Origin of the sequence: Mycolicibacterium sp. Y3 (assembly GCF_051188035.1) — a bacterium.
In the GTDB taxonomy this organism is placed as follows: domain Bacteria; phylum Actinomycetota; class Actinomycetes; order Mycobacteriales; family Mycobacteriaceae; genus Mycobacterium; species Mycobacterium fluoranthenivorans.
Genome location: NZ_JAVQLT010000001.1, coordinates 940,252 through 964,779 on the forward strand (window position 1 = coordinate 940,252; position 24,528 = coordinate 964,779).

The following is a 24,528-nucleotide window of genomic DNA, read 5'->3' on the forward strand; positions in this document are numbered from 1 at the left end:
CGCAGAATGCGGTGATGACCGAATCAGCCCTTCGGATCTGTCCGCTGTGCGAGGCCACCTGCGGATTGGTCGTGACCATCGACCGGTCTGACGGCGCGGCCCGCATCACCCACGCTCGAGGCGACGCCGACGATGTGTTCAGCGCCGGCTTCATCTGCCCCAAGGGCGCCAGCCTGCCCGGACTGGACAACGACCCGGACCGGTTGAGCCGCCCGCTGATCCGGCGCGACGGCGTGCTGGTCGACGCGAGCTGGGACGAGGCCTTCGATGCGGTCGCCGCCGGCCTCGGTGGTGTCCTCTCCGCCCACGGTGGGACATCGGTCGGTGTCTACCTTGGCAATCCGAATGCGCACACCGTCGCCGGAGCGCTGTACGCGCCCGTGATCGTCAAGGCGCTGGGCACCCGGCAGGTGTTCTCCGCGAGCACGCTGGACCAGATGCCCAAACACGTCTCGCTGGGCTACCTGTTCGGCAGCCCCGTCGCCTTCACGGTGCCCGATATCGATCACACCGACCACCTGGTGATCATCGGCGCCAATCCGATGGTGTCCAACGGATCTCTGGCCACCGCCGCCGATTTTCCCGGCAAGCTGCGGGCCCTGCGCCGCCGCGGCGGCCGCCTCACCGTCATCGATCCGGCGCGCACCCGGACCGCCGCGCTGGCGGATCGTCATCTCGCGCCACGACCCGGCACCGACGCCGCGCTGCTGTTCGCGGTCGTGCACGTCCTGTTCGACGAGGGACTCGCCGACCTGGGGGAGATCGCCGCGCTGGTCGACGGTGTCGATGAGGTGCGCGCGCTGGCCGAGGCTTTCGCACCGGAGACCGTCGCCGAACACTGCGGTGTGCCCGCCGCGGAGATCCGGGAGCTGGCCCGCGAGATCGCGGCGGCACCCTCGGCTGCGGTATACGGCCGAATCGGCACGTCCACAGTCGAATTCGGCACCATGGGCAGCTGGCTCGTCGACGTGGTGAACATCCTGACCGGCAACCTGGACCGGCCCGGCGGAGCGATGTTCCCGCTCGGCGCGGCGGCTCCCGCGCCGCGCAAACCCGGGCCGGGGCGCGGGTTCGTCACCGGCCGCTGGCACAGCCGGGTGTCCGGGCATCCCGAGGTGCTCTCCGAACTGCCCGCGGCGGCACTGGCCGAGGAGATCGACACCCCGGGCGATGGCCAGCTCAAGGCGGTCATCACGATCGCCGGCAATCCGGTGCTCTCGGCGCCCGATGGTGCCCGGCTGGACCGAGCGCTCGCGGGTGTCGGGTTCATGGTGTCCGTCGACCCCTACCTCAACGAGACCACCCGGCACGCCGACGTCATCCTGCCCCCGCCGCCGCCCTCGGCGAGCCCGCATTTCGACTTCGCGCTCAACAACCTGGCCGTGCACAACAACGTGCGCTACACCCCACCCGTGCTGCCCCCGGCCGACGGCCGGCCCGATGAAGCCGAGATCCTGTCCCGGCTGGCCCTGATCCTGTACGGGGTGGGCCCGCACGGCGATCCCGGACTGGTCGACGACCAGGTGATCGCGGCAACCCTGGCCAAGGCGACCACCGATCCGAACTCACCCGTGCACGGCCGGCCGGTCGAGGAACTGGCCGGGGTGCTGACCGGGGTGCGTGGGTACGAACGCCGGCTGGACATGATGTTGCGGCTGGGTCCGTACGGCGACGGGTTCGGTGCCGATCCCGACGGGCTGACGTTGGACAAGGTCACGGCGGCGCCGCACGGGATCGACTTGGGTCCGCTGAAACCACGGCTGGCGCAGGTGATCTCGACGCCGTCGGGCAAGGTGGAGCTGGCGCCACCGGCGCTGGTCGCCGACACCGCCCGGTTGCGGGAGTCGATCGGCCGCGCACGCGAGGCGTACGTGCTGATCGGGCGCAGGCACCTGCGGTCCAACAACAGCTGGATGCACAATGTCGCAGCGCTGACCGGCGGCAGCAACCGGTGCACATTGCAGGTGCACCCCGACGACGCTGCCGAACTCGGCCTGACCGATTCGGCGAAGGTGCGCGGACCCGGTGGCGAAGTGATCGTGCCGGTCGAGGTGACGCCGGGCCTGCGCCGCGGTGTGGTGTCGCTGCCGCACGGCTGGGGTCATGACCGTGCGGACACCAGGCTGGGCGTCGCGGCGGCCGAGCCCGGCGTGAACGCCAATCAGCTCAACGACGGCAGTGCGCTGGATCCGTTGTCGGGGACCGCCGTGCTCAACGGCATCCCGGTCGATATCGTGCCTGCCGGCTAGGTCAGCTCCCAGACCACGGTCACCGAGAACCCGACGGTCTGCTGTCCCGGCTCCAGCGGGACGGCTTCGGCCATCGCGGCCCGCGGCATCGGTGTCGGCGGGGGCGGCGGCGTGGCACCGGTGGTTTCGGAGATGGAGATGACCTTGCCCAGGGTCAGCCCGGACAGCTGGGCGTACTGATCGGCACGGTCCTTGGCGTCGTTGAAGGCGCGCGTCCGGGCGTCCTTGACCAACTGGGAGTCGTCCTCGATCGAGTAGTTGATCGAATTGATCCGGGTGGCCTCGCCGCCGGTGTTGGCGATGAGCGACAGGATGTTCGACGCGGAGTCGATCTTGCGGATCTTGACCTCGATCGAGTTGCTGGCCCGATAGCCCGAGATGGTGGAGCCGTCGATGTTGTACTGCGGCTGCAGCGACACCTGGGAGGTGCTGATGTCCTTCTTGTCGACACCGGCGCCACCGAGGGCGGTGATCACCGCCTGCTGGCGCTGGCTGGTCTGGTTCAGCGCCGCGGTGATATCGGGTGCGGTGGCCTCCATCGACGCCGACACCGTCAGCGTGTCCGGGGTGCCCTGCACCTTGCCGCTGCCGACCACCGTCACCTGACGCGGCGCGTCGGTGCCGGACGACGCAGGGGAGGCGGGTTTCGCATCACAGGCGGCGACGCCGACAACAACCGTCGCGGCGACCATGGCCAGACGGATGGCGGCACGCAGTGCAAGGGGCATGTTCGCACCCTAGCGGCTGGACGGATCGGTCCAGCTAGATCACCTCACGCCGGCCAGGAACTCCAGGAGCGCCGAGTTCACCTCATCGGGGCGTTCCTGCTGCAGCCAGTGGCCGGCGCCGTCCAGCAGCACCTCGCGGTAGTCACCGGTGACCACGTCGTGCACCCGGTGCCGCGGCGTGAACGTCAGGACGGGATCGGCGCTGCCGGCCAGGAAGAGGGTGGGCACGGTGATGGTGCGCGCCGGAGTCACCTCCGTGAGCTCCCAGTTGCGATCGAAATTGCGGTACCAGTTCAGCGGCCCGGTGAACCCGGTCCGTTCGAACGCCGCGACGTAGTGCTCGAACTCGTCCGCGCTGATCCAGTCCGGCAGCGACGGAGGCGGACTCTCGGTGAGATCGGTGACCGGCGCGGTGAAACCCTGCATCGCGACCATGCGTGCCATGGTGTCGCGCACATCGCGGGCCATCTGCGCATCGGCGACCCCGGGCTCCTGGAAATGCAGGATGTAGAAGAAACCGTCGCCGACGAGCCGGCGCCAGATTCGGGTCGGCGGTTCCGAGGCCCGGGGCACCGGCGGCACGCTCAGGGCCGCCACGGCCGCCACCCGGTCCGGGTGCAGCAGCGCGAAGTTGCACACCACCGGGGATCCCCAGTCGTGCCCGATCATCACCGCTCGTTCGGCACCGATGTCGTCGAGCAGGCCCGCGAGGTCACCCGTCAGCGCCACGATGTCGTAGTCCTCGACCGCCCGCGGCCGCGAGGAGCCGCCGTAGCCGCGCTGGTCAGGGGCGATTACGTGGTAGCCGGCTGCCGCCAGAGCCGGGATCTGATGCCGCCACGAATACGCCAGTTCGGGGAAGCCGTGGGCCAGTACGACCACCGGTGCGCCCCTGTCGCCGGCCTCGGTGATCCGAAGGGTGACGCCGTTGGTGTCGACTGACCGCTCCGTCGGGGTGACCACCAATCCACCAAAGCACACTCGGTACCCATCTTGATTTCCGATGGTGGGAACTGCCGATCGTTGGTCTAGCGGTAGCCTGAAAGTTCTCAACTGCGCTCATTGGAAGGACCGGGTCGGCTCACACCTGCCGGCGAAAGACATCGATGAACCGTAAAAACGTGATCCGCACACTCACCGCGATCGCGGTCGTGCTGCTGCTGGGTTGGTCCTTCTTCTACTTCAGCGATGACACGCGCGGGTACAAGCCTGTCGACACCTCGGTGGCGATGGCGCAGATCAGCGCCGACAACGTCAAGAGCGCCCAGATCGACGACCGCGAACAGCAGGTGCGGCTGGAGCTGAAGTCCGGCAACGGCGACACCGAGAACAGTGACAAGATCATCACGAAGTACCCCAACGGGTACGGCGTCGACCTGTTCAATGCGCTCACCGCGAAGAACGCCAAGACCAACACCGTGGTCAACCAGAGCAGCCTGCTCAGCTCGCTGCTGATCTACATGCTGCCGCTGCTGCTGCTGGTCGGCCTCTTCGTCATGTTCTCCCGGATGCAGACCGGCGGCCGGATGGGCTTCGGGTTCGGTAAGTCGAAGGCCAAACAGTTGGGCAAGGACATGCCCAAGACCACCTTCGCGGATGTCGCCGGCGTGGACGAGGCCGTCGAAGAGCTGTACGAGATCAAGGATTTCCTGCAGAACCCCAGCCGCTACCAGGCGCTCGGCGCCAAGATCCCCAAGGGTGTGCTGCTGTTCGGGCCGCCCGGTACCGGTAAGACCTTGCTGGCCCGTGCGGTAGCAGGCGAAGCCGGTGTGCCCTTCTTCACGATTTCGGGCTCCGATTTCGTCGAGATGTTCGTCGGTGTCGGCGCCTCCCGCGTGCGCGACCTGTTCGAACAGGCCAAGCAGAACAGCCCGTGCATCATCTTCGTCGACGAGATCGACGCCGTGGGCCGTCAGCGTGGCGCCGGTATGGGCGGCGGCCACGACGAACGGGAGCAGACGCTCAACCAGCTGCTGGTCGAGATGGACGGTTTCGGCGACCGCCAGGGCGTCATCCTGATCGCGGCCACCAACAGGCCCGACATCCTCGACCCGGCGCTGCTGCGTCCCGGCCGTTTCGACCGGCAGATCCCGGTCTCCAACCCGGACCTGGCCGGGCGCCGCGCCGTGCTCAAGGTGCACTCGGCGGGCAAGCCGATCGCCCCCGACGCGGATCTGGAAGGACTGGCCAAGCGGACCGTCGGCTTCTCCGGCGCGGACCTGGCCAACGTCATCAACGAGGCCGCGCTGCTCACCGCCCGCGAGAACGGCACGGTCATCACCGGCGCGGCGCTGGAGGAGGCCGTCGACCGGGTGCTCGGAGGCCCGCGCCGCAAGGGCCGCATCATCAGCGAGTTCGAGAAGAAGATCACCGCCTACCACGAGGCCGGGCACACCCTGGCCGGCTGGGCCATGCCGCACCTGGATCCGGTGTACAAGGTCACCATCCTGGCCCGCGGCCGGACCGGCGGGCACGCGGTCGCCGTCCCCGAGGACGACAAGGGACTGCAGACCCGTTCCGAGCTGATCGCGCGCCTGGTGATGGCGGTCGGTGGCCGTGCCGCCGAGGAGCTGATCTTCCGGGAGCCCACCACCGGCGCGGTGTCCGATATCGAGAACGCGACCAAGGTGGCCCGGGCGATGGTCACCGAGCACGGCATGAGCCCCAAGCTGGGCGCGGTGCGGTACGGCACCGAACACGGCGATCCGTTCCTCGGTCGCACCATGGGCACGCAGGCCGATTTCGGTCACGAGGTCGCCCGCGATATCGACGACGAGGTCCGCAAGCTGATCGAGGCCGCCCACACCGAGGCGTGGGAGGTGCTCACCCAGTACCGGGACGTCCTCGACATCCTGGCCGGTGAGCTGCTGGAGAAGGAGACGCTGCACCGCCCCGATCTGGAGCGGATCCTCGTCGACGTGAAGAAGCGGCCCCGGCTCACCATGTTCGACGAGTTCGGTGGCCGCATCCCCTCGGACAAGCCGCCGATCAAGACCCCGGGCGAGATCGCGATCGAGCGGGGCGAGCCCTGGCCGCCACCGGTGCCCGAACCGGCATTCAAGGCCGCCATTGCCAAGGCCAGTGCCGAGGCCGCGGTGCAGAACGGCAATGGCAATGGCAATGGCAATGGGGCCGGGGTCGGTCACGGCCATCCCAACGGCGCGTCCAACGCGACCCCCAACGGTGCGCAACCCGACTACGGTGCGCCCGCGGGCTGGCACGCTCCCGGCTGGCCGCCGCGCGACCAGCCCCCGCAGCAGGGCTACTGGTATCCGCCGAACCAACCCCCGCAACATCAGCAGCCCCCCGGCTACCCGGCACCGCCGCATCAGCAGCAGCCCTACCCGCCCTACCCGCCCACGCACGGAGAACAGGCACCCGAGGAGCGCCGATGACGGCGAGTGATGTCACCGCAGCGTTGCGTGACTTTGATCAGCCGCGCGCCGAGGCCGCCGTGCGCGAACTCCTGCTGGCAGTGGGCGAGGACCCGGATCGGCACGGTCTGATCGACACCCCGGCCCGGGTGGCGCGCGCCTACCGGGAGATCTTCGCGGGGCTGTACACCGATCCCGACGCGGTGCTCAACACCACGTTCGACGAGCAGCACGACGAACTGGTGCTGGTGAAGCAGATCCCGATGTACTCCACCTGTGAGCACCACCTGGTGTCGTTCCACGGCGTGGCGCATGTCGGCTACATCCCGGGCCTGGACGGCCGGGTCACCGGGCTGTCCAAGATCGCGCGGCTGGTCGACCTGTACGCGAAGCGTCCACAGGTTCAGGAGCGACTGACCGCACAGGTCGCCGACGCCCTGATGCGCAAACTCGATCCGCGCGGGGTGATCGTCGTCATCGAGGCCGAGCACCTGTGCATGGCCATGCGCGGGGTGCGCAAACCGGGTGCGGTCACCACGACGTCGGCGGTACGCGGACAGTTCAAGACGGACAAGGCATCCCGGGCCGAGGCACTGGAACTGATCCTGCGGAAGTGAGCGTCGCTTCCCTCTCCCCGGGCCTACACCCCGTCGCTTCGCTCGCCCCGGTGGTGATGGGTGTCGTCAACGTCACCGACGACTCCTTCTCCGACGGCGGGCAGTTCCTCGACCGAGACCGGGCCGTGACCCACGCCCTGGCGTTGGTGTCCGACGGCGCCGCCATCATCGACGTGGGCGGTGAATCGACGCGGCCCGGCGCCACCCGGGTGGATGCCGCGGTCGAGACGGGCCGGGTGGTGCCCGTCATCGAAGATCTTGCAGCCCAGGGAGTCACGCTCAGCATCGACACCATGCACGCCGCGGTGGCCGAAGCGGCGCTGGCCGCCGGTGCGCAGATCGTCAACGATGTGTCGGGCGGCCGCGCGGATCCGGCGATGGCCGGCCTGATCGCCGAGGCGAAGGTGCCGTGGATTCTGATGCACTGGCGTTCGGTCGGAGCCGACGAGCCGCATGAGGCGCCCCGGTACACCGATGTGGTGGCGCAGGTGCGCGACGAGCTGATGCGCAGTGTCGACGCGGCGGTCGAGGCCGGGGTGGATCCGGGCAAGCTCATCATCGACCCGGGGCTGGGCTTCGCCAAGACGGCCCAACACAATTGGGCCCTGCTGCGGGCGCTGCCCGAATTCGTCGGCACCGGGATCCCGGTGCTGGTGGGTGCATCCCGCAAGCGTTTCCTGGGTGCCCTGCTGGCCGGTGCCGACGGCGAACCGCGGCCTCCGGCCGGCCGGGAGACCGCGACCGCGGTGATCTCGGCGCTGGCGGCGCGCGACGGCGCCTGGGGTGTCCGCGTCCACGATGTGCGGGCATCCGTCGATGCGCTGAAGGTTGTGACGGCGTGGGGAGGGTCCGATGGCTGATCGAATCGAATTGCGCGGCTTGACCGTTCGCGGGTACCACGGAGTGTTCGAGCATGAGCGCCGAGACGGGCAGGACTTCGTCATAGACCTGACGGTCTGGGTGGACCTCGCGGTGGCCGCCGCCAGCGACGACTTGGCCGACACGCTGGATTACGGCGCGTTGGCCCAGCGGGCCGCCGGCATCGTCGCCGGGCCGCCGCGGAACCTGATCGAGACGGTGTCGGCGGAGATCGCCGAGGATGTGATGACCGACCCGCGGGTGCATGCGGTGGAGGTCGTGGTGCACAAGCCCAGTGCTCCGATCCCGTTGACGTTCCACGATGTTGCGGTGGTGGCGCGCAGGTCCAGGCGCGGGATGCGGGAGCGGCCGTGACCCGCGCGGTGCTGTCCATCGGTTCGAACCTGGGCGACCGTCTCGGGCATCTGCAGTCGGTGGTCGACGGCCTCGGGGTGGCGGTGCGCGCGGTCTCGCCGGTGTACGAGACCGATGCCTGGGGTGGCGTCGAGCAGGGACCGTTCCTCAATGCCGTCGTCCTCGCCGACGATCCCGGGCTGAGCCCGGCCGGCTGGTTGCGGCGCTGCCAGGAACTCGAGACCGCAGCCGGACGGGTGCGCGAAATACACTGGGGTCCACGCACTCTGGATGTCGATATCGTCGCCTGCCGGGACGGTCAGGAGCAGGTGCGCAGCTCCGACCCCGAGCTCACGCTGCCGCACCCCTACGCGCACCTGCGTGCCTTCGTGCTGATCCCGTGGCTGGCCGTCGATCCGGCCGCACGGCTCTGGGTGACCGGGCTGGACCGGCCGGTGACAGAGCTGCTCGCCGAACTGGACGCCCGCGAGCGGGACGGGGTTCGGCCCACCGACCTGGTGCTGAGCAACTGATGGGCCCGACGCGTAGGCGCGACCTGGTGTTCGCGGCCGCGGCGGCGGCCATCGTGGGATACCTGCTGGTGGTCTGGCTGTATCGGTGGTTCCCGCCGATCACGTTGTGGACCGGGGTGTCGTTGCTCGTGGTGGCGGGTGCCGAAGCCGGCTGGGGCTATGTGGTGCGGGGCCGGGTTCGCGACGGGCGGATCGGGGTGGGTGGCGGCCGGCTGCACCCGCTGGCGGTGGCGCGTTCGGTGGTGACGGCGAAGGCGTCCGCGTGGCTGGGCGCTCTGGTGTTCGGTTGGTGGCTGGGGGTACTGGGCTATCTGCTGCCGCGTCGGGGTATCCGGATCCCGCACGAGGACATCCCAGGGTCGGTGGTCGCCGCGTTGTGCGCGCTGGCGCTGGTGGCGGCGGCCCTGTGGCTGGAGCATTGCTGCAAGTCCCCGGACGAGCCCGAACAGCCCCGGGATGCGGCGCCGGAGTAGCCGAATCTGCTCGAATCGCCGCGGTGGTCGACACGCTAGGCGAGCTGTGACCGGTACAGTCAGCCCATGACCGATCCGTCCCGCGGCATGCGCGTTCGACGCGTCTCCCGCAGGCCGGGATGGATCCTGCTGTCGGTGTTGCTGGTGCTGGCCATCGTCGCCAGCTCGGTGCTGGTGTTCACCAACCGGGTCGAATTGCTCAAACTCGCAGTCGTGCTGGCGTTGTGGGCGGCAGTGGTCGCCGCGTTCGTCTCGGTGATCTATCGCAGGCAGAGTGACGTCGATCAGGCCAAGGTGCGTGATCTCAAACTCGTCTACGACCTCCAGTTGGACCGGGAGATCTCGGCCCGCCGCGAGTACGAACTCGCCGTGGAGTCACAACTGCGCCGGGAACTGGCCGCGGAGTTGCGCGCCCAGGCCGCCGATGAGGTGGCGGCGCTGCGCGCCGAGTTGGCGGCGCTGCGCAACAATCTGGAGATTCTGTTCGACACCGACCTCGATCAGCGGCCGGCACTGGAAACCGATCGCCCGGCCGGACGGGTGATCGCCAGCCGGATCGACATCGAGGAACGGGTGGAGTCCTTCGCCTCGCGCAGGGCCGAACCCCGCACCGAGGAAAGCCCGATCATCGACGTGCCCGCCGAACCTCATGTGCCCGAGTATCAATGGGGTCCGTCGCAGCCCGCCGGTGGCGCCCATCGCAGGGCCGGTGAAGCAGAGCAGCCGGCGCCGTGGAGTGCGCCGCCCGCACCGGAGCCTGCACCGCCCCCGCCGCCGGCACGAGAGTCGGTGTGGCAGCAGCCCCCCGTTGCACCCCAGCCGACACCCCAGCCGCCGGTTCAGGCACCGAGTCCGCCGCCGCCCGCATGGACACCCCCGCCCCCACCGCAGGCACCGCCGCGCCGCCCCGCCGCCGACTGGCGGCCGGCGCCGGCCGACGGCGAGTGGATCCCCGCAGGCGCTCCGGGCAGCAACTGGGTGGCGCCGCCCGTCGAACCAGTGCCGCCACCGGTGCACCCGGGTCCGGCGATGACTCCGCCGCCTGTGGAAACCCGCCGCGGTCGCCATTCCGGAGCCGACGCCGACATGGCGCCCCGCGCTCCACGCCACACGGTGCCCGCCGAACCTGCGCCGTCACCGACGCTGGCCACCCCGCCGCTACCCCCGGAGCCCAGCCGCTCGGCCCGGCACCGCAGCGCCGACGAAACCGCACCGCCCGAGGAGACGTCAGAGGAAGCCGCCGGTCAGCATGCGGGTGGCCAGCCGGTCTCGGAGCTGCTGTCGCGGCTGCAGGCGGGACGTTTCCAGGGCGAGCGAGGCGACGGTACCGGTACCGGAGGCGGGCGGCGTCGCCGCCGTGACGAGTGAGCTAGGCTCATGCCGACCGTCCGGTACCTGCAGAGCAGGACCGGAACGATATTTCTGAGAAGTTTGCGAGGTCACTGCGATGGTGCAGTCCGCTTCGGCGTCGGAGCCTGCGTGGGAGGGCCCGGATGGGTTTCGCCCGGCCCGGCTGACGGTCGGCGTGGTGTCCGCAGGTCGGGTGGGGTCCGCGCTCGGGGTGGCACTCGAGCGGGCCGGCCACGTCGTGGTGGCCTGCAGCGCGATATCGCGCAAGTCACGGGATCGGGCCGCCCGCCGACTGCCGGAAACGGCGGTGATGCCCGTCCAAGACGTCGCTGCCCGCGCCGAATTGCTGCTGCTCGCGGTCCCGGATTCCGAACTGGCGTCGCTGGTCTCGGGCCTGGCCGCCACCGGGGTGGTCCGCCCCGGCACGCTGGTCGCGCATACCTCCGGTGCCAACGGTGTCGGCGTGCTCGCACCGCTGACCGAGCAGGGTTGTATCCCGCTGGCCATCCATCCGGCGATGACCTTCACCGGATCCGATGAGGACATCGCGCGGTTGCCCGACACCTGTTTCGGTATCACCGCCGCGGACGAGATCGGCTACGCCGTCGCGCAGGCCCTGGTACTGGAGATCGGTGGTGAGCCCTTCCGGGTGCGGGAAGATGCCCGCACCCTCTACCACGCGGCCCTTGCACATGCCAGCAACCATCTCGTCACCGTGGTGCTGGACTCGCTTGCGGCATTGCGCACCGCGTTGCGCGGCCAGGAGTTGCTCGGCCAGGAACTGGTCGGCGACGCACCGGGCGGGCTGGCCGAACGCATCGTGGGTCCGCTGGCCCGGGCGTCGCTGGAGAACGCGCTGGCGCGTGGGCAGTCTGCCCTCACCGGCCCGGTGGCCCGCGGCGACGCGGCCGCGGTGGCCGGCCACCTGCATGCCCTCATCGAGACCGATCCCGAACTGGCACAAGCCTATCGGGCCAATTCACTGCGCACCGCCCAGCGGGCGCACGCACCGAAGGAAGTGTTCGACGTGCTCGCACGGAAGGTGACCGATCAGTGAGTGCGACCAAGCCGCCGAAGTTCGTCGCCGGTCAGCTCAACGTCTACACCCGCCCCGCTGACGTCGCCGACCTGACCCGGGTGCTGCGGACCACCGGCCGGCGGGTGACGCTGGTGCCGACTATGGGTGCGCTGCACGAAGGACACCTGAGCCTGGTCCGCGCCGCCAAACAGGTGCCGGGTGCGGTGGTCGTGGTGTCGATCTTCGTCAATCCGTTGCAGTTCGGGGCGGGGGAGGATCTCGACGCCTACCCGCGCACGCTGGACGCCGATCTCGAGGCCCTGCGCGGCGAAGGTGTGGAGGTGGTGTTCGCCCCGAGTGCGGCCCAGATGTATCCCGCCGGTCCGCGCACCTCGGTACATCCCGGTCCGCTCGGGTCTGATCTCGAAGGTGCCTCGCGCCCAACGCACTTCGCCGGAATGCTGACCGTCGTTCTGAAGCTGCTGCAGATCGTCCGGCCGGACCGCGCCTACTTCGGCGAGAAGGACTACCAGCAGCTGGTGCTGATTCGGCAGATGGCCGACGACCTCAACCTCGACACCCGCATCGTCGGCGTGCCGATCGTCCGGGAGTCCGACGGTCTGGCCATGTCGTCGCGTAACCGCTACCTCAGTGAGACGGACCGGGAACAGGCGTGCGCGCTGTCGGCGGCCCTGCTTGCCGGAATGTACGGCGCGGGTGAAGGTGTGGAGTCCGCGCTGGATGCCGCTCGCGCGGTGCTCGACGAGGTACCGGCAATAGAGGTCGACTACCTGGAGGTGCGCGACCCCTGGCTGGGGCCCCCGCCGGAGCAGGGCCGGGCCCGGATGCTGGTGGCAGGCCGGCTCGGCGGCACCCGATTGCTGGACAACATCGCCATCGATATCGGTGTGCCGTCCGGCCCCGGTCCGGACGTCGAGTACGACGAGCACGAATTGCCCTGGAGGAACTGATGTTACGCACGATGCTCAAATCCAAGATCCACCGTGCCACCGTCACGCACGCCGACCTGCACTACGTCGGGTCGGTCACCATCGATGCGGACCTGATGGACGCGGCCGACCTGCTCGAGGGCGAGCAGGTGACCATCGTCGACATCGACAACGGCAACCGACTGGTCACCTACGCGATCACCGGTGAGCGGGGCAGTGGCGTGATCGGGATCAACGGTGCGGCAGCGCATCTGGTGCATCCCGGAGATCTGGTGATCCTGATCGCCTACGGCACGATGGAGGACGCGCACGCCCGGGCGTACCAGCCCAGGATCGTCTTCGTGGACGCCGACAACCGGCAGATCGACCTGGGCTCCGATCCTGCCCACGTGCCGGCCGACGCATCCGGCCTGATGTCGCCGCGCTGATGCTGCTCGCGATCGACGTCCGCAACACCCATACGGTGGTCGGTCTGGTGTCGGGGTCCCGAGACCACGCCAAGGTCACCCAGACCTGGCGCATCAGAACCGAATCCGAGATCACCGCCGACGAACTGGCACTGACCATCGACGGGCTGATCGGCGAGGCCACCGAGCAGCTGACCGGCGCCACGGCCCTGTCGACGGTGCCCTCGGTGCTGCACGAGATCCGGCTGATGCTCGACCAGTACTGGCCCGCGGTGCCGCATGTGCTGATCGAGCCCGGAGTGCGCACCGGGATCCCGCTGCTGGTCGACAACCCGAAGGAAGTCGGCGCGGACCGGATCGTGAACTGCCTGGCGACATTCCACAAGTACGGCACCGCGGCGATCGTGGTCGACTTCGGATCCTCCATCTGTGTCGACGTGGTGTCGGCGAAGGGGGAATTCCTCGGTGGCGCCATCGCGCCCGGTATCCAGGTGTCCTCCGATGCCGCGGCCGCCCGTTCGGCCGCGCTGCGCCGCGTCGAGCTGACCCGGCCGCGGTCGGTGATCGGCAAGAACACCGTGGAATGCATGCAGGCCGGGGCGGTGTTCGGATTCGCGGGACTGGTCGACGGTCTGGTGAGCCGGGTGCGCTCCGATGTCGACGGTTTCGCGGGCAGCGACGTCGCGGTCGTCGCGACGGGCCACACGGCGCCCCTGGTGCTTCCCGATCTGCGCACCGTCGAGCACTACGAACCGAACCTGACGCTGGACGGCCTGCGCCTTGTGTACGAACGCAACCGCGACAACCAGCGGGTTCGCCGCCCGAGCTAGAAGAACGTCCGGACCAGGTCCACGACGCGGTCCGTGTCGTCGAGCACCGGGATCAGCTGCCATTTGTCGAATGTTGTGCAGGGGTGTGAGACGCCGAATCCGAGCCAGTCGCCCACCTCGACCGGGTGACCCGCGGATGCCAGGTAGGCGTGCTGGTCGTTGAGTGCGGTGACGCGCGCTCCCGGCAGGTGCAGGGGCACCGGCAGCCCGGCGTCGAACGAGATATCGCGCCGGCCCATCATGACGAGCGCGAGCTCCGGTTCGGGACGGGATACCACCGGCGCCCACACCTGCAGGGCCGGGTGCAGCGGCAGGGGGGACGCCGCCGCGTACAGCCCGTCGTCGTGGGTCAGATAGCAGCCGCTGCGCAGGATCACCCGGGTCGCCGCCCCCGCCAGCTCGTCGGCCACCACATCGGGGTAGGTGCTGCCGCCGGCGGTGAGGATCACCTCGTCCGTCTCGAACAGCCCGGACAGCCGCGTCACTGCGGCGCGCATCTCGGCCAGGTAGGACCGGACCTGCGCGGTGGCCCCGTCGCTGCGCTCGCCCGTGCCAAACCCCCCGTCGCTGCGCTCGCCCGTGCCAAACCCCCCGTCGCTGCGCTCGCCCGTGAGAGCTGCTTCGTAACCGGCCACCCCGACCAGGCGCAGCCGTGGCGACGCCGCCGCGGCGCGGGCCACCTCGTCCACCTCGGCAGGGGTGCGGCAGCCGGTCCGGCCGCCCGCCATCCCGACCTCGACGCAGACGTCCACCCGGCGGTCGGCCCCGGTCAGCGCGGAGGTCATCAGCTGCACGCCGCGCACCGAATCAACCCAGCACACCGCGCTGAAATCGGGGTCTGCATCCAGTTCGGCGGCCAGCCAGCTCAGTCCGGGCGCATCGACGAGTTCGTTGGCCAGCACGATGGCAGGCACGCCGAACGCCCGGTACACGCGCGCCTGGCCGATGGTGGCCACCGTGACCGCGCAGGCACCCGCGGCGGCCTGCCTGGCGTACAGCTGGGGAGACATGTGGGTCTTACCGTGCGGGGCGATGGTCACCCCGCGGTCGGCGCACCACGCCGCCATGGTCGCGAGGTTGTGCCGCAGGGCCGGCTCGCGCAGTACGCACACGGGCCCGGTCGGTCCCGCGTCGAACAACTGCGGCGCGGCCGCCAGTACCTGGGCGGCGGTGGCGTCCTGCCAGGCCACCGGAATGCCCTTGAAACGCCAATCCAGCCGCTGCTCGTACAGTGCTGCGACGGCAGCGTGCGTGGGTGGGTTCACCTGTTCATTTAAGCTGGCACGTCGTGAGTTCTTCTGATGTTCCAGGTCCGCCCGTGGCAGCTCCGCTCGAGTCCGACGATATTCCGGAGCAGTACCGGATTCGTCAGGCCAAGCGGGCGCGCCTGATCGCGGAGGGCCGCGATCCGTACCCGGTGGAGGTGGCTCGCACCCACTCGCTGGCAGAACTGCGCGCGGCCTATCCGGACCTGGAGGTCGACACCCAGACCGGCGATCAGGTCGGCGTCGCCGCGCGCGTGGTCTTCGCCCGTAACTCGGGGAAGCTCTGCTTCGCCACGCTGCAGGACGGTGACGGCACGCAGCTGCAGGCCATGATCAGCCTCGCCGAGGTGGGACAGGATTCGCTGGACGCCTGGAAGGCCGATGTCGATCTCGGTGACATCGTGTTCGTCCATGGCCAGGTGATCAGCTCACGGCGCGGCGAACTGTCTGTGCTCGCCGATTCCTGGCAAATCGTGTCGAAGGCATTGCGGCCGCTACCCGTGGCGCACAAGGAGATGAGCGAGGAGACCCGGGTCCGGCAGCGTTATGTCGACCTCATCGTCCGTCCGGAAGCACGCACCATCGCACGGCAGCGCGTCGCCGTGGTGCGGGCGGTCCGGTCCGCCCTGGAGCGCCGGGGTTTTCTCGAAGTCGAGACACCGATGCTGCAGACGCTGGCCGGCGGAGCGGCGGCTCGGCCTTTCGTCACCCACTCGAATGCACTCGACGCCGATCTGTACCTGCGCATCGCCCCGGAGTTGTTCCTCAAAAGGTGCCTGGTGGGCGGTTTCGAGAAGGTCTTCGAGTTGAATCGCAACTTCCGTAACGAAGGTGCCGATTCCACACATTCGCCGGAATTCGCGATGCTGGAGACTTATCAGGCGTACGGGACCTACGACGATTCCGCGCGGACCACCCGCGAAATTGTTCAGGAAGTGGCCGACGAGGCGATCGGCACAAGAGCGGTCCCATTGCCGGATGGCAGCACGTACGACCTCGACGGTGAATGGCAGACGCTGGAAATGTATCCCTCGCTGTCCGAGGCACTGGGTGAGGAGATCACACCGGAAACCGGTGTCGCGCACTTGTGGTCCATCGCCGATCGGTTGGGTGTGGAGATTCCTGCCGATCGCGGCTACGGGCACGGGAAACTGGTCGAGGAACTGTGGGAGCACACCGTCGGCGACCACCTATGGGCACCGACGTTCGTGCGGGATTTCCCCGTGGAGACCACCCCGCTGACCCGCGCTCACCGCAGCATTCCCGGTGTGACCGAGAAATGGGATCTCTACATCCGCAAATTCGAATTGGCCACCGGTTACTCGGAATTGATCGACCCGGTGATTCAGCGGGAGCGGTTCGAAGACCAGGCGCGCGCCGCGGCGGCAGGCGATGACGAGGCAATGCGTCTGGACGAGGATTTTCTCGCCGCATTGGAGTATGCGATGCCCCCCACGACGGGCACCGGAATGGGCATCGACCGGCTGTTGATGGCATTGACGGGCCTGTCGATTCGGGAGACTGTTTTGTTCCCGATTGTGCGCAGACAGGCTAACTGATCCGACGCGGTCGGTGAGTTGTTGTTCGGATTCGGATCCTATGCAAATATTGCTTTGGGGACGGGGACGAACAACAACAGCCACAGAAGGGTCAGTGTGAGCTAATGGCGAAGAAAGTAACTGTCACGTTAGTTGACGATTTCGACGGTGAAGCAGCAGCAGATGAGACCGTCGAATTCGCCATCGACGGGGTGAGCTACGAGATCGACCTTTCTTCGAAGAACGCCGCGAAGCTTCGCAACGATCTCAAGCAGTGGGTGGAGGCGGGCCGCCGGGTCGGTGGCCGGCGCCGTGGTCGTTCCGCCGGGTCCGGTCGAGGTCGCGCCGCGATCGACCGGGAACAGAGCGCCGCCATCCGGGAGTGGGCGCGCCGTAACGGGCACAATGTCTCGACCCGCGGCCGGATCCCCGCCGAAGTCATCGACGCGTTCCACGCAGCAACCTAGGCAATCATTGCCAGACGGTCTTCCGCCCGTCCGGGCGGAGCCGTCTGGCAACGTCTGGCAGCGGGATGCCCCGCCGTGGCGTTTCGCTACAGGCGAAGCGTGAAACGTGTCGGCCGGGAAACGCCGGGTACCCCTTGCGCGTTACGTAAGTGCACGCAGCCGTACAGAAGGCGTGTTGCAGTCGCTGCGGGTGGGGCGCGTGTTCGCCGAGGTTCTCTGGAAGCGCAACCAAGGCAACGCACCCGCCGCAGCGGCCCATTAGAGTGGACGTCAGGCAACGTGTGGCTGGCAGCTCAAGCCGCGCCCCTCGTGAGAAGGCCTTAGCAGGAAGAGCAGGTAAGCACCGATGTTCGAGAGATTTACCGACCGTGCCCGCAGGGTCGTCGTCCTGGCGCAAGAAGAAGCCCGGATGCTCAACCACAACTACATCGGCACCGAGCACATCCTGCTGGGCCTCATCCACGAGGGCGAGGGCGTCGCAGCCAAGTCGCTGGAGTCCCTCGGCATCTCCCTTGAGGGTGTGCGCAGCCAGGTGGAGGAGATCATCGGCCAGGGCCAGCAGGCCCCGTCCGGGCACATCCCCTTCACCCCGCGCGCCAAAAAGGTGCTCGAGCTCAGCCTGCGCGAGGCGCTGCAGCTGGGCCACAACTACATCGGCACCGAGCACATTCTGCTCGGCCTGATCCGTGAGGGTGAGGGTGTGGCCGCCCAGGTCCTGGTGAAGCTGGGCGCCGAGCTGACCCGCGTGCGTCAGCAGGTCATCCAGCTGCTGAGCGGCTACCAGGGCAAGGAAGCCGCCGAGGCCGGTACCGGTGGCCGCGGTGGCGAGTCGGGCAACCCCTCGACCTCGCTGGTGCTCGATCAGTTCGGCCGCAACCTGACCGCGGCCGCGATGGAGGGCAAGCTCGACCCCGTCATCGGCCGCGAGAAGGAAATCGAGCGGGTCATGCAGGTGCTGAGCCGCCGCACCAAGAACAACCCGGTGCTGATCGGTGAGCCGGGCGTCGGCAAGACCGCCGTCGTGGAGGGTCTGGCGCAGGCCATCGTGCACGGCGAGGTTCCCGAGACGCTGAAGGACAAGCAGCTCTACACCTTGGACCTTGGTTCGCTGGTGGCCGGCAGCCGCTACCGCGGTGATTTCGAGGAGCGCCTGAAGAAGGTGCTCAAGGAGATCAACACCCGCGGCGACATCATCCTGTTCATCGACGAGCTGCACACGCTCGTCGGTGCGGGTGCCGCCGAGGGTGCCATCGACGCGGCCAGCATTCTCAAGCCGAAGCTGGCCCGCGGCGAGCTGCAGACCATCGGTGCGACCACGCTCGACGAGTACCGCAAGTACATCGAGAAGGATGCCGCCCTGGAGCGCCGCTTCCAGCCGGTGCAGGTGGGTGAGCCGACGGTCGAGCACACCATCGAGATCCTCAAGGGTCTGCGGGATCGGTACGAGGCGCACCACCGCGTCTCGATCACCGACGGTGCCCTGGTGGCCGCGGCCACCCTGGCCGACCGGTACATCAACGACCGGTTCCTGCCGGACAAGGCGATCGACCTGATCGACGAGGCGGGCGCCCGGATGCGTATCCGCCGGATGACCGCTCCGCCGGACCTGCGCGAGTTCGACGAGAAGATCGCCGACGCCCGCCGGGAGAAGGAATCCGCGATCGACGCGCAGGACTTCGAGAAGGCGGCCCGGCTGCGCGACTCGGAGAAGCAGCTCGTCGCGCAGCGCGCCGAGCGTGAGAAGCAGTGGCGCTCAGGCGATCTCGACGTGGTTGCCGAGGTCGACGATGAGCAGATCGCCGAGGTCCTGGGCAACTGGACCGGTATCCCGGTCTTCAAGCTGACCGAGGCCGAGACCACCCGCCTGCTGCGCATGGAAGATGAGCTGCACAAGCGGATCATCGGCCAGGAGGATGCGGTTCGCGCGGTCTCCAAGGCGATCCGCCGCACCCGCGCCGGGCTGAAGGATCCCAAGCGCCCGTCGGGCTCGTTCATCTTCGCCGGCCCGTCCGGTGTCGGCAAGACCGAGCTGTCCAAGGCGCTGGCGGAATTCCTGTTCGGCGATGACGACGCGCTCATCCAGATCGACATGGGCGAGTTCCACGATCGCTTCACCGCGTCGCGGCTGTTCGGTGCCCCCCCGGGCTACGTCGGCTACGAAGAGGGCGGTCAGCTGACCGAGAAGGTGCGGCGTAAGCCGTTCTCGGTGGTGCTGTTCGACGAGATCGAGAAGGCGCACCAGGAGATCTACAACACCCTGCTGCAGGTCCTCGAAGACGGTCGCCTCACCGATGGTCAGGGTCGCACGGTCGACTTCAAGAACACCGTGCTGATCTTCACCTCGAACCTGGGCACCTCCGATATCTCGAAGGCGGTGGGTCTGGGCTTCACCTCCGGTGGCGGGGAGAACAACTACGAGCGGATGAAGCTCAAGGTCAACGATGAGCTCAAGAAGCACTTCCGGCCGGAGTTCCTCAACCGGATCGACGACATCATCGTGTTCCACCAGCTGACCCAGCAGGAGATCATCGAGATGGTTGACCTGATGATCGGCCGGGTCTCCAAGCAGCTGGCGGCCAAGGACATGACCATGGAGCTGACCGAGCAGGCCAAGTCCCTGTTGGCCAAGCGTGGGTTCGACCCGGTGCTGGGTGCCCGGCCGCTGCGCCGCACCATCCAGCGCGAGATCGAGGACGCACTGAGCGAGAAGATCCTCTTCGACGAGGTCGGACCCGGTCAGCTCGTCACCGTCGATGTCGAGGGCTGGGACGGCGAAGGCCAGGGCGAGAACGCGAAGTTCACGTTCTCCGGCAAGCCCAAGGAGTCTGCCGAGCCCGATCTGGCTGCCACGGCGGCAGGCAGCGAATAGTCAGAACCACAGAATGGCCCCCCGCGCGAGCGGGGGGCCATTCTTGTTGGGTTGGCTACCGGACTCCGAGCGCCGGGCCGACGGTGGTGTTCCAGGACTCCTGCATCTCCGATTCGAACAGGCCCCAGGTGTGGGATCCGTCCGGACGGACGATGTAGGTGATCGGCACTCCGGCGGCACCCGCGGCGTCGGCGAAGGCCTTGGTGCTGTCGGCGACTATGCGCTCGATCAACCCACCGGTGAAGTTCGGGCCGAAGCCCTCCGGTAACCGGTCGACTGAGCCGACGTTGCCCGAGCCTGATGCGGCGACGTAGACGGCGGTGCCCTTCAGCGCGCCGACATTGCGCGTCGGGTCGTGCTGGATCCACAGCGGTCCGCCACCCGGGCCCCACATGTTGTCGGCGCTCAGGCCGCCGCCCATCAGTGTCATCCCCACCTGTCCGGGATCGGCCGACGGGTTGAGCATGCCGCTGTAGGAGGCAACGGCACGGAACAGGCCGGGAGCCTGCACGGCGTAGTCGACAGCCGTGCCACCGGTGCTGGACAGACCACCGACGGCGTTGCGGCCGTTGGTGTTGTACTGCTTGTTGATCAGCGGCGGCAGTTCCTGGGTCATATAGGTCTGGTACTGCTTGTCGGCGTCGTTGACCCAGTTGGTCCACCAGCTGAACTGACCACCCAGCGGGGACACCACGTTCACGTTCTTGTTCGCGAAGAAACCCTGGATATCGGTCATGCCGAACCACGACTTGGCGCCGGGTGCGAAGTTGCCGCCGGGGTCCAGGTTGTCGCCACCGTCGATGCCGGGCAGCAGGTAGAAGGTCGGCGCCCCCGAGGACCGCGCTTTGAACACGTCGTTGACGACGACCTTGTTCATGGCCGGGGAGTACACCGAGACCTTGTCCCAGCGATCGTTGACATGCTGGATGTCGGTGATGTGCGGGGCGTCGGCCGCCGCGACCGGCGCTGCGAGGAACGGCATCACGACGAGCAGTGCGATGGCACACGTACGAAGACGACGTATGAGATGAGTCACCGGCTGATTATGTGGGGGCTCTCATTCACAGGCAACACTTAGCGACGGCACATCGGACAGGTCTTTGCGTGGTCAAACATCAGGTGCCGGGCGGCATGTGGCGAGAACAGCAAACCCGCCCGGCGCCGCGCCGGGCGGATTTCGCGTACTGGGTACACCGAAGCGGGCTGCGGCGCTTACCATGCATGTTGTAATCGACGGACGAGGAATCTGGTGTAAACCCAGAACGGTCGCGCCACTGTGAAAGTCAGACCCGACTCCGTTGTTGCCTTTGTCGCTGGGACGCAAGATCCCGAAAGGAATTTGGACATGACTTCTCCTGAGGCGCATCAGACCCGGGTACCCGCCATCGACCTCTCCGCCGCGCGCGCCGTGGTGTGGTTGTCGGCGACCGCTTTCCTGGCGCTGCTGGTGCTCTACTTCGTCGGTATGGACCAAGGTGCCACCTCGGTGTTCGGTAACAACACCTACGTGCACGAGTTCGTGCACGACGCGCGGCATCTTCTCGGCTTCCCCTGCCACTGATCAGCGCGTACGGGATACACCGATGGAAAAACACCTCATCGGGCGCGGTCTGCTGGCCGGCGCCCTCGGCGGCTTGGCCGCGTTCGTCTTTGCAAAGATCTTCATCGAACCGGTGATCGGCCGGGCCATCGACTTCGAGGACGGTGTCGGCGCCGCTCGTGAGTCCCTGGAGGGCCATGCGCACGGCGCCCACGAGCACGGTGTCGAACTGTTCACCCGCGGCGTGCAGTCCAATATCGGTATGGGCTTCGGCGTGCTGGCCTTCGGTCTGGCCATGGGTGCACTGCTGGCCGTCGTCTTCTGCGTGACGTACGGACGGGTGACCACTCTGTCCGCACGGGCGCTGTCGATGCTGGTTGCCGGGGGCATGCTGCTGTCGCTCTGGGTGGTCCCTGCGCTGAAGTACCCGCCCAGCCCGCCGGCGACCAGCCTGGACGAGACGATCAAACAGCGCACCCTGCTCTATCTGCTCGTCGTGGTGCTCTCCGCGGGTCTGTTCGTCGGCTCGGTATTGCTGGGCCGGCGGCTCGCGCCGCGGTTCGGGGTCTGGAACGCCACTCTGATCGGGGCTGCCGACTACATCGTGTCGATGGCGGTGGTGTTCCTGATCCTGCCCACGATCGACGAGACGCCGGGACCGGTCACCGACGCGGCGGGCACGATCGTCTTCCCCGGCTTCGCCGCCGATGATCTCTACGAGTTCCGGCTGTATTCGCTGGGCACGCAGGTCGCCATGTGGGCGACCATCGGGCTGGTGTTCGGGGCCTTGGCATCGCGACTGCTCGAAGGCAAGCGCTCGGGGTCCGGTCTGTCGGAGGCCAGTCTTTCCACCTGAGCGAAACCCGGTGAGTGAAGTCGTCCGGCTGACCCTGGTGTCACACGCCATGACCGATGCCATGGCGGCCGGGCGATTCCCCACCGACGAACCGCTCAACGCCCTCGGGCACCGTCAGGCCGACGCCACGATCGACCTCGGGCCGGTGGACATCGCCGTGTGCGGCCCGGAGCAACGGGCGGTGCGGACCGCCGAACTGCTGGGGCTGCGCGCTCGCACCGAAACGGCGCTGGCCGATCTGGATTGTGGCAGGTGGCGGGGCGACGTACTCAGTGGTGTCGATCCGGCGGAGCTGGCGGTGTGGCTCACCGATCCGGTGCAGGCACCGCACGGTGGCGAGACGATCGTCGACCTGATCACCCGGGTGCGGACGTGGTTGGACACCCTGACCGCCACCCATGCCCGGGTGGTCGCCGTGACGCACCCCGCCGTCATCCGGGCGGCGATCCTCAATGCCCTGGACGCGCCGCCGAAGTCGTTCTGGCGCCTGGATATCGCGCCGGTGAGCCGTACCGTGATGCATTTCCGCGGGCACACCTGGACGGTGCGCTCGCGCCCCTAACCCTGATGCGCCAGGGCCCACATCTGCTTGATGACCGTCATCAGCCAGCCGGCGGTGCGCACACTGTAGAACCGCGGCCAGTTCGTCTGCAGGCTCAGCACCCAGGCCTGGCCGGCGCGGTCCACCGCGTACCAGCTGAAGGTGAGTTCGCCGGGCAGGTTGCCCGCCTTGGCGCCGATATAGGGCCACTCGGTGCGATCCAGATCGATACCGGGGATGAACGACATGATGTCGCGCACGGGTGCGGCCACCCCGACGGCCGCGGTCTGCAGGGCGGCGTGCACCCGGCAGATGTCCTCGGCGCTGCCGTACCACTCGGCTCCGTACGCCGACGCGGGGGAGTGGGTGCGCAGCGGATCGGGTTCATAGGGCCGGGTGCTGGTCTGCTGGAGCAGGGCGCCGCGGCCCGCGGCGTCGGCGTGTTGCCACTGCGCGCGCAGATCGGGCTCGCCCCAACCGATCGAGAAGATCTCGTGCATGGTGGGGAACGGCGTCATGCTCGCCGGATCATGGTGCCCGGCCGCGGCCAGCGCACGTTCGACCGCGCCCGGGCCCAGTCGCCCGATCAGCAGGTCGGTTGCCATGTTGTCGCTGGTGGCGATCATCTTTCCGGCGGCGTCGCGTACCGATATCTGCGCACCGGGGGGCAATTTGTCGAAACCCGACGATCCGAGCTTCTTGGCTTCGGCGGTGATGGTCAGCTGGTCATCCCACGCCAGCGTGCCGGCCTTGACGGCATCGGCCACCGCGTAGAGCACGTAGAGCTTGAAAATCGATGCCAGCGGCAGGGATTGGGTGGTGTTGGTGCCCGCCACCTTCACACACCTACCGTTGTCGACCTTCGACAGCTGGTAGGCGTACCGCGCACCGGTCTTGGCGAGCACCGCATCGACGTCGGCCCAACTATGCAGGGCCAGAGGCTGATTCGTCACCGCCATGCGGTCGACCAGGGTGCTGCTGTCATCGGTGCGCAGCTCGATGTCCTGGCGCGCGCCGTAAGAGGTCACCACGTGCAGGGTGGCGGCACCGGCTCCGATATCGACACCGGCCAGCGTGTAGGGCCGGTCCCACCACATCATGTCCATCGTGGTGCCGATATCGTCGACCTGAGAGGGCACCGCAAGGGTTTTCACACCGACCGGACCGATCGGCCAGTCCGAATTCAGCATGTCCATCAGCTGTTTGGCGCGCACGCCCGGCGGCGTGTTCGTCTTGATGACGGCGTCACCCGCGTTTGCGGGTGGAGTGCTGGCCGGTGTGCAGCCGCCCAGCGATACGGTGGCGAGGGCGAGGGTGCTGATCAGCGCCGCGAAGCGGCGGGCTGCTCGAGCACCGTCAGGACGCGGTGCCGGTCCCCGCAACGTCCAACACAACCTCGAACTCCAGAAGTGATGCGCCGGTGGCCACCGGGTTCTTCTGCTGACCGGCATGTGCTTCCACGGCGGGGCCGTTGGCCCACGCCTGGAACGCCTCGTCGGACTCCCACTGCGTCACCACGAAGTAGCGGTTCTCGCCCTTGACGGGGCGCAGCAGCTGGAAGCCGAGGAAGCCGGGCTGGTTGTCCACGGCGTGCGCGCGGTGCGCGAACCGCTTCTCCAGCTCCGGGCCGGCGTCGGGCGGGACCTCGATGGCATTGATCTTCACGACGGGCATGCGACTGAGGTTACCTGGGGCCGCCTACCCGGACACC

The 24,528-nt window shown here is 68.2% G+C and carries 24 protein-coding genes; 18 read left to right on the plus strand and 6 right to left on the minus strand.

The window, feature by feature from the left end:
- The first annotated feature begins 14 nt into the window (after nt 1–14).
- A complete protein-coding gene (locus QN239_RS04580) occupies nt 15–2,249 on the plus strand; it encodes a molybdopterin-dependent oxidoreductase (RefSeq protein ID WP_499008357.1) in 2,235 nt (744 codons plus the stop codon).
- Here the strand turns inward: QN239_RS04580 and QN239_RS04585 are convergent.
- Together QN239_RS04585 and QN239_RS04590 are read right to left on the minus strand one after the other, a co-directional pair.
- On the minus strand, nt 2,246–2,977 hold the full coding sequence (locus QN239_RS04585) for an SIMPL domain-containing protein (protein WP_499008358.1): 732 nt from the start codon (nt 2,975–2,977) through the stop codon (nt 2,246–2,248). The two genes, QN239_RS04580 and QN239_RS04585, sit on opposite strands and share 4 nt — an antisense overlap.
- Nucleotides 2,978–3,016: 39 nt before the next feature.
- Nucleotides 3,017–3,940 (minus strand): alpha/beta fold hydrolase, encoded by a 924-nt coding sequence (locus QN239_RS04590; protein ID WP_499008359.1) that lies wholly within the window; start codon nt 3,938–3,940, stop codon nt 3,017–3,019.
- 143 nt (nt 3,941–4,083) lie between these two features.
- Between QN239_RS04590 and ftsH the strand changes: the two genes are divergently transcribed.
- The 11 genes from ftsH to QN239_RS04645 all read left to right on the plus strand — a co-directional run bounded on the left by ftsH (nt 4,084) and on the right by QN239_RS04645 (nt 13,741).
- Nucleotides 4,084–6,372, plus strand: coding sequence for an ATP-dependent zinc metalloprotease FtsH (gene ftsH / locus QN239_RS04595; protein ID WP_499008360.1), 2,289 nt, complete (start codon nt 4,084–4,086; stop codon nt 6,370–6,372).
- A complete protein-coding gene (gene folE, locus QN239_RS04600) occupies nt 6,369–6,968 on the plus strand; it encodes a GTP cyclohydrolase I FolE (protein WP_167163371.1) in 600 nt (199 codons plus the stop codon). The genes ftsH and folE overlap by 4 nt, the downstream gene beginning before the upstream one ends.
- 56 nt (nt 6,969–7,024) lie before the next feature.
- Nucleotides 7,025–7,828 (plus strand): dihydropteroate synthase, encoded by an 804-nt coding sequence (gene folP / locus QN239_RS04605; RefSeq protein ID WP_090354972.1) that lies wholly within the window; start codon nt 7,025–7,027, stop codon nt 7,826–7,828.
- Complete coding sequence (folB, locus tag QN239_RS04610) at nt 7,821–8,201, plus strand: dihydroneopterin aldolase (protein ID WP_499008361.1); 381 nt, start codon at nt 7,821–7,823, stop codon at nt 8,199–8,201. The genes folP and folB overlap by 8 nt, the downstream gene beginning before the upstream one ends.
- Entirely contained in the window at nt 8,198–8,713 is a 516-nt protein-coding gene (folK, locus tag QN239_RS04615) for a 2-amino-4-hydroxy-6-hydroxymethyldihydropteridine diphosphokinase (protein ID WP_499008362.1), read from the plus strand. Before folB ends, folK begins: the two co-directional genes overlap by 4 nt.
- Complete coding sequence (locus QN239_RS04620) at nt 8,713–9,186, plus strand: DUF3180 domain-containing protein (RefSeq protein ID WP_499008363.1); 474 nt, start codon at nt 8,713–8,715, stop codon at nt 9,184–9,186. The genes folK and QN239_RS04620 overlap by 1 nt, the downstream gene beginning before the upstream one ends.
- A gap of 66 nt (nt 9,187–9,252) precedes the next feature.
- Complete coding sequence (locus QN239_RS04625) at nt 9,253–10,554, plus strand: DUF6779 domain-containing protein (protein WP_499008364.1); 1,302 nt, start codon at nt 9,253–9,255, stop codon at nt 10,552–10,554.
- A 79-nt stretch (nt 10,555–10,633) separates the two neighbouring features.
- A complete protein-coding gene (locus QN239_RS04630; protein ID WP_499008366.1) occupies nt 10,634–11,593 on the plus strand; it encodes a Rossmann-like and DUF2520 domain-containing protein in 960 nt (319 codons plus the stop codon).
- Entirely contained in the window at nt 11,590–12,525 is a 936-nt protein-coding gene (gene panC / locus QN239_RS04635) for a pantoate--beta-alanine ligase (RefSeq protein ID WP_499008367.1), read from the plus strand. Before QN239_RS04630 ends, panC begins: the two co-directional genes overlap by 4 nt.
- Nucleotides 12,525–12,932, plus strand: coding sequence for an aspartate 1-decarboxylase (gene panD / locus QN239_RS04640; protein WP_090354130.1), 408 nt, complete (start codon nt 12,525–12,527; stop codon nt 12,930–12,932). The genes panC and panD overlap by 1 nt, the downstream gene beginning before the upstream one ends.
- Nucleotides 12,932–13,741, plus strand: coding sequence for a type III pantothenate kinase (locus tag QN239_RS04645; protein WP_090354131.1), 810 nt, complete (start codon nt 12,932–12,934; stop codon nt 13,739–13,741). The genes panD and QN239_RS04645 overlap by 1 nt, the downstream gene beginning before the upstream one ends.
- Here QN239_RS04645 and QN239_RS04650 read toward each other — a convergent pair.
- Nucleotides 13,738–15,006: an alanine racemase gene (locus QN239_RS04650; protein WP_499008369.1), complete on the minus strand. Its 1,269-nt coding sequence runs from the start codon at nt 15,004–15,006 to the stop codon at nt 13,738–13,740. The two genes, QN239_RS04645 and QN239_RS04650, sit on opposite strands and share 4 nt — an antisense overlap.
- 53 nt (nt 15,007–15,059) lie before the next feature.
- On the opposite strand from QN239_RS04650, the gene lysS reads away from it, so the two are divergent.
- The 3 genes from lysS (at nt 15,060) to clpC1 (ending at nt 19,880) form a co-directional block, all read left to right on the plus strand.
- The gene (gene lysS / locus QN239_RS04655; RefSeq protein ID WP_499016590.1) at nt 15,060–16,565 is read left to right on the plus strand and encodes a lysine--tRNA ligase; all 1,506 of its coding nucleotides are present in this window, start codon (nt 15,060–15,062) and stop codon (nt 16,563–16,565) included.
- Between the two features lie 104 nt (nt 16,566–16,669).
- A complete protein-coding gene (gene lsr2, locus QN239_RS04660) occupies nt 16,670–17,011 on the plus strand; it encodes a histone-like nucleoid-structuring protein Lsr2 (RefSeq protein WP_090354136.1) in 342 nt (113 codons plus the stop codon).
- Between the two features lie 346 nt (nt 17,012–17,357).
- The gene (gene clpC1, locus QN239_RS04665) at nt 17,358–19,880 is read left to right on the plus strand and encodes an ATP-dependent protease ATP-binding subunit ClpC (RefSeq protein ID WP_499008370.1); all 2,523 of its coding nucleotides are present in this window, start codon (nt 17,358–17,360) and stop codon (nt 19,878–19,880) included.
- Between the two features lie 55 nt (nt 19,881–19,935).
- Here the strand turns inward: clpC1 and QN239_RS04670 are convergent, their stop codons facing one another.
- Nucleotides 19,936–20,916: an alpha/beta hydrolase gene (locus tag QN239_RS04670; protein ID WP_499008371.1), complete on the minus strand. Its 981-nt coding sequence runs from the start codon at nt 20,914–20,916 to the stop codon at nt 19,936–19,938.
- A gap of 309 nt (nt 20,917–21,225) precedes the next feature.
- Between QN239_RS04670 and QN239_RS04675 the strand changes: the two genes are divergently transcribed.
- Genes QN239_RS04675 through QN239_RS04685 form a run of 3 tightly spaced genes read left to right on the plus strand, consistent with a single transcriptional unit; the run spans nt 21,226 to nt 22,838 of the window.
- Nucleotides 21,226–21,441, plus strand: coding sequence for a CbtB domain-containing protein (locus QN239_RS04675; RefSeq protein WP_167163360.1), 216 nt, complete (start codon nt 21,226–21,228; stop codon nt 21,439–21,441).
- 22 nt (nt 21,442–21,463) lie between these two features.
- A complete protein-coding gene (locus QN239_RS04680; protein WP_499008372.1) occupies nt 21,464–22,276 on the plus strand; it encodes a CbtA family protein in 813 nt (270 codons plus the stop codon).
- A 10-nt stretch (nt 22,277–22,286) separates the two neighbouring features.
- On the plus strand, nt 22,287–22,838 hold the full coding sequence (locus QN239_RS04685) for a histidine phosphatase family protein (protein ID WP_499008373.1): 552 nt from the start codon (nt 22,287–22,289) through the stop codon (nt 22,836–22,838).
- Here QN239_RS04685 and QN239_RS04690 read toward each other — a convergent pair.
- Entirely contained in the window at nt 22,835–24,199 is a 1,365-nt protein-coding gene (locus tag QN239_RS04690) for a serine hydrolase (RefSeq protein WP_499008375.1), read from the minus strand. The genes QN239_RS04685 and QN239_RS04690 overlap by 4 nt on opposite strands.
- Complete coding sequence (gene mhuD / locus QN239_RS04695; RefSeq protein ID WP_090354146.1) at nt 24,174–24,491, minus strand: mycobilin-forming heme oxygenase MhuD; 318 nt, start codon at nt 24,489–24,491, stop codon at nt 24,174–24,176. The genes QN239_RS04690 and mhuD overlap by 26 nt, the downstream gene beginning before the upstream one ends.
- Nucleotides 24,492–24,528 lie beyond the last annotated feature (37 nt).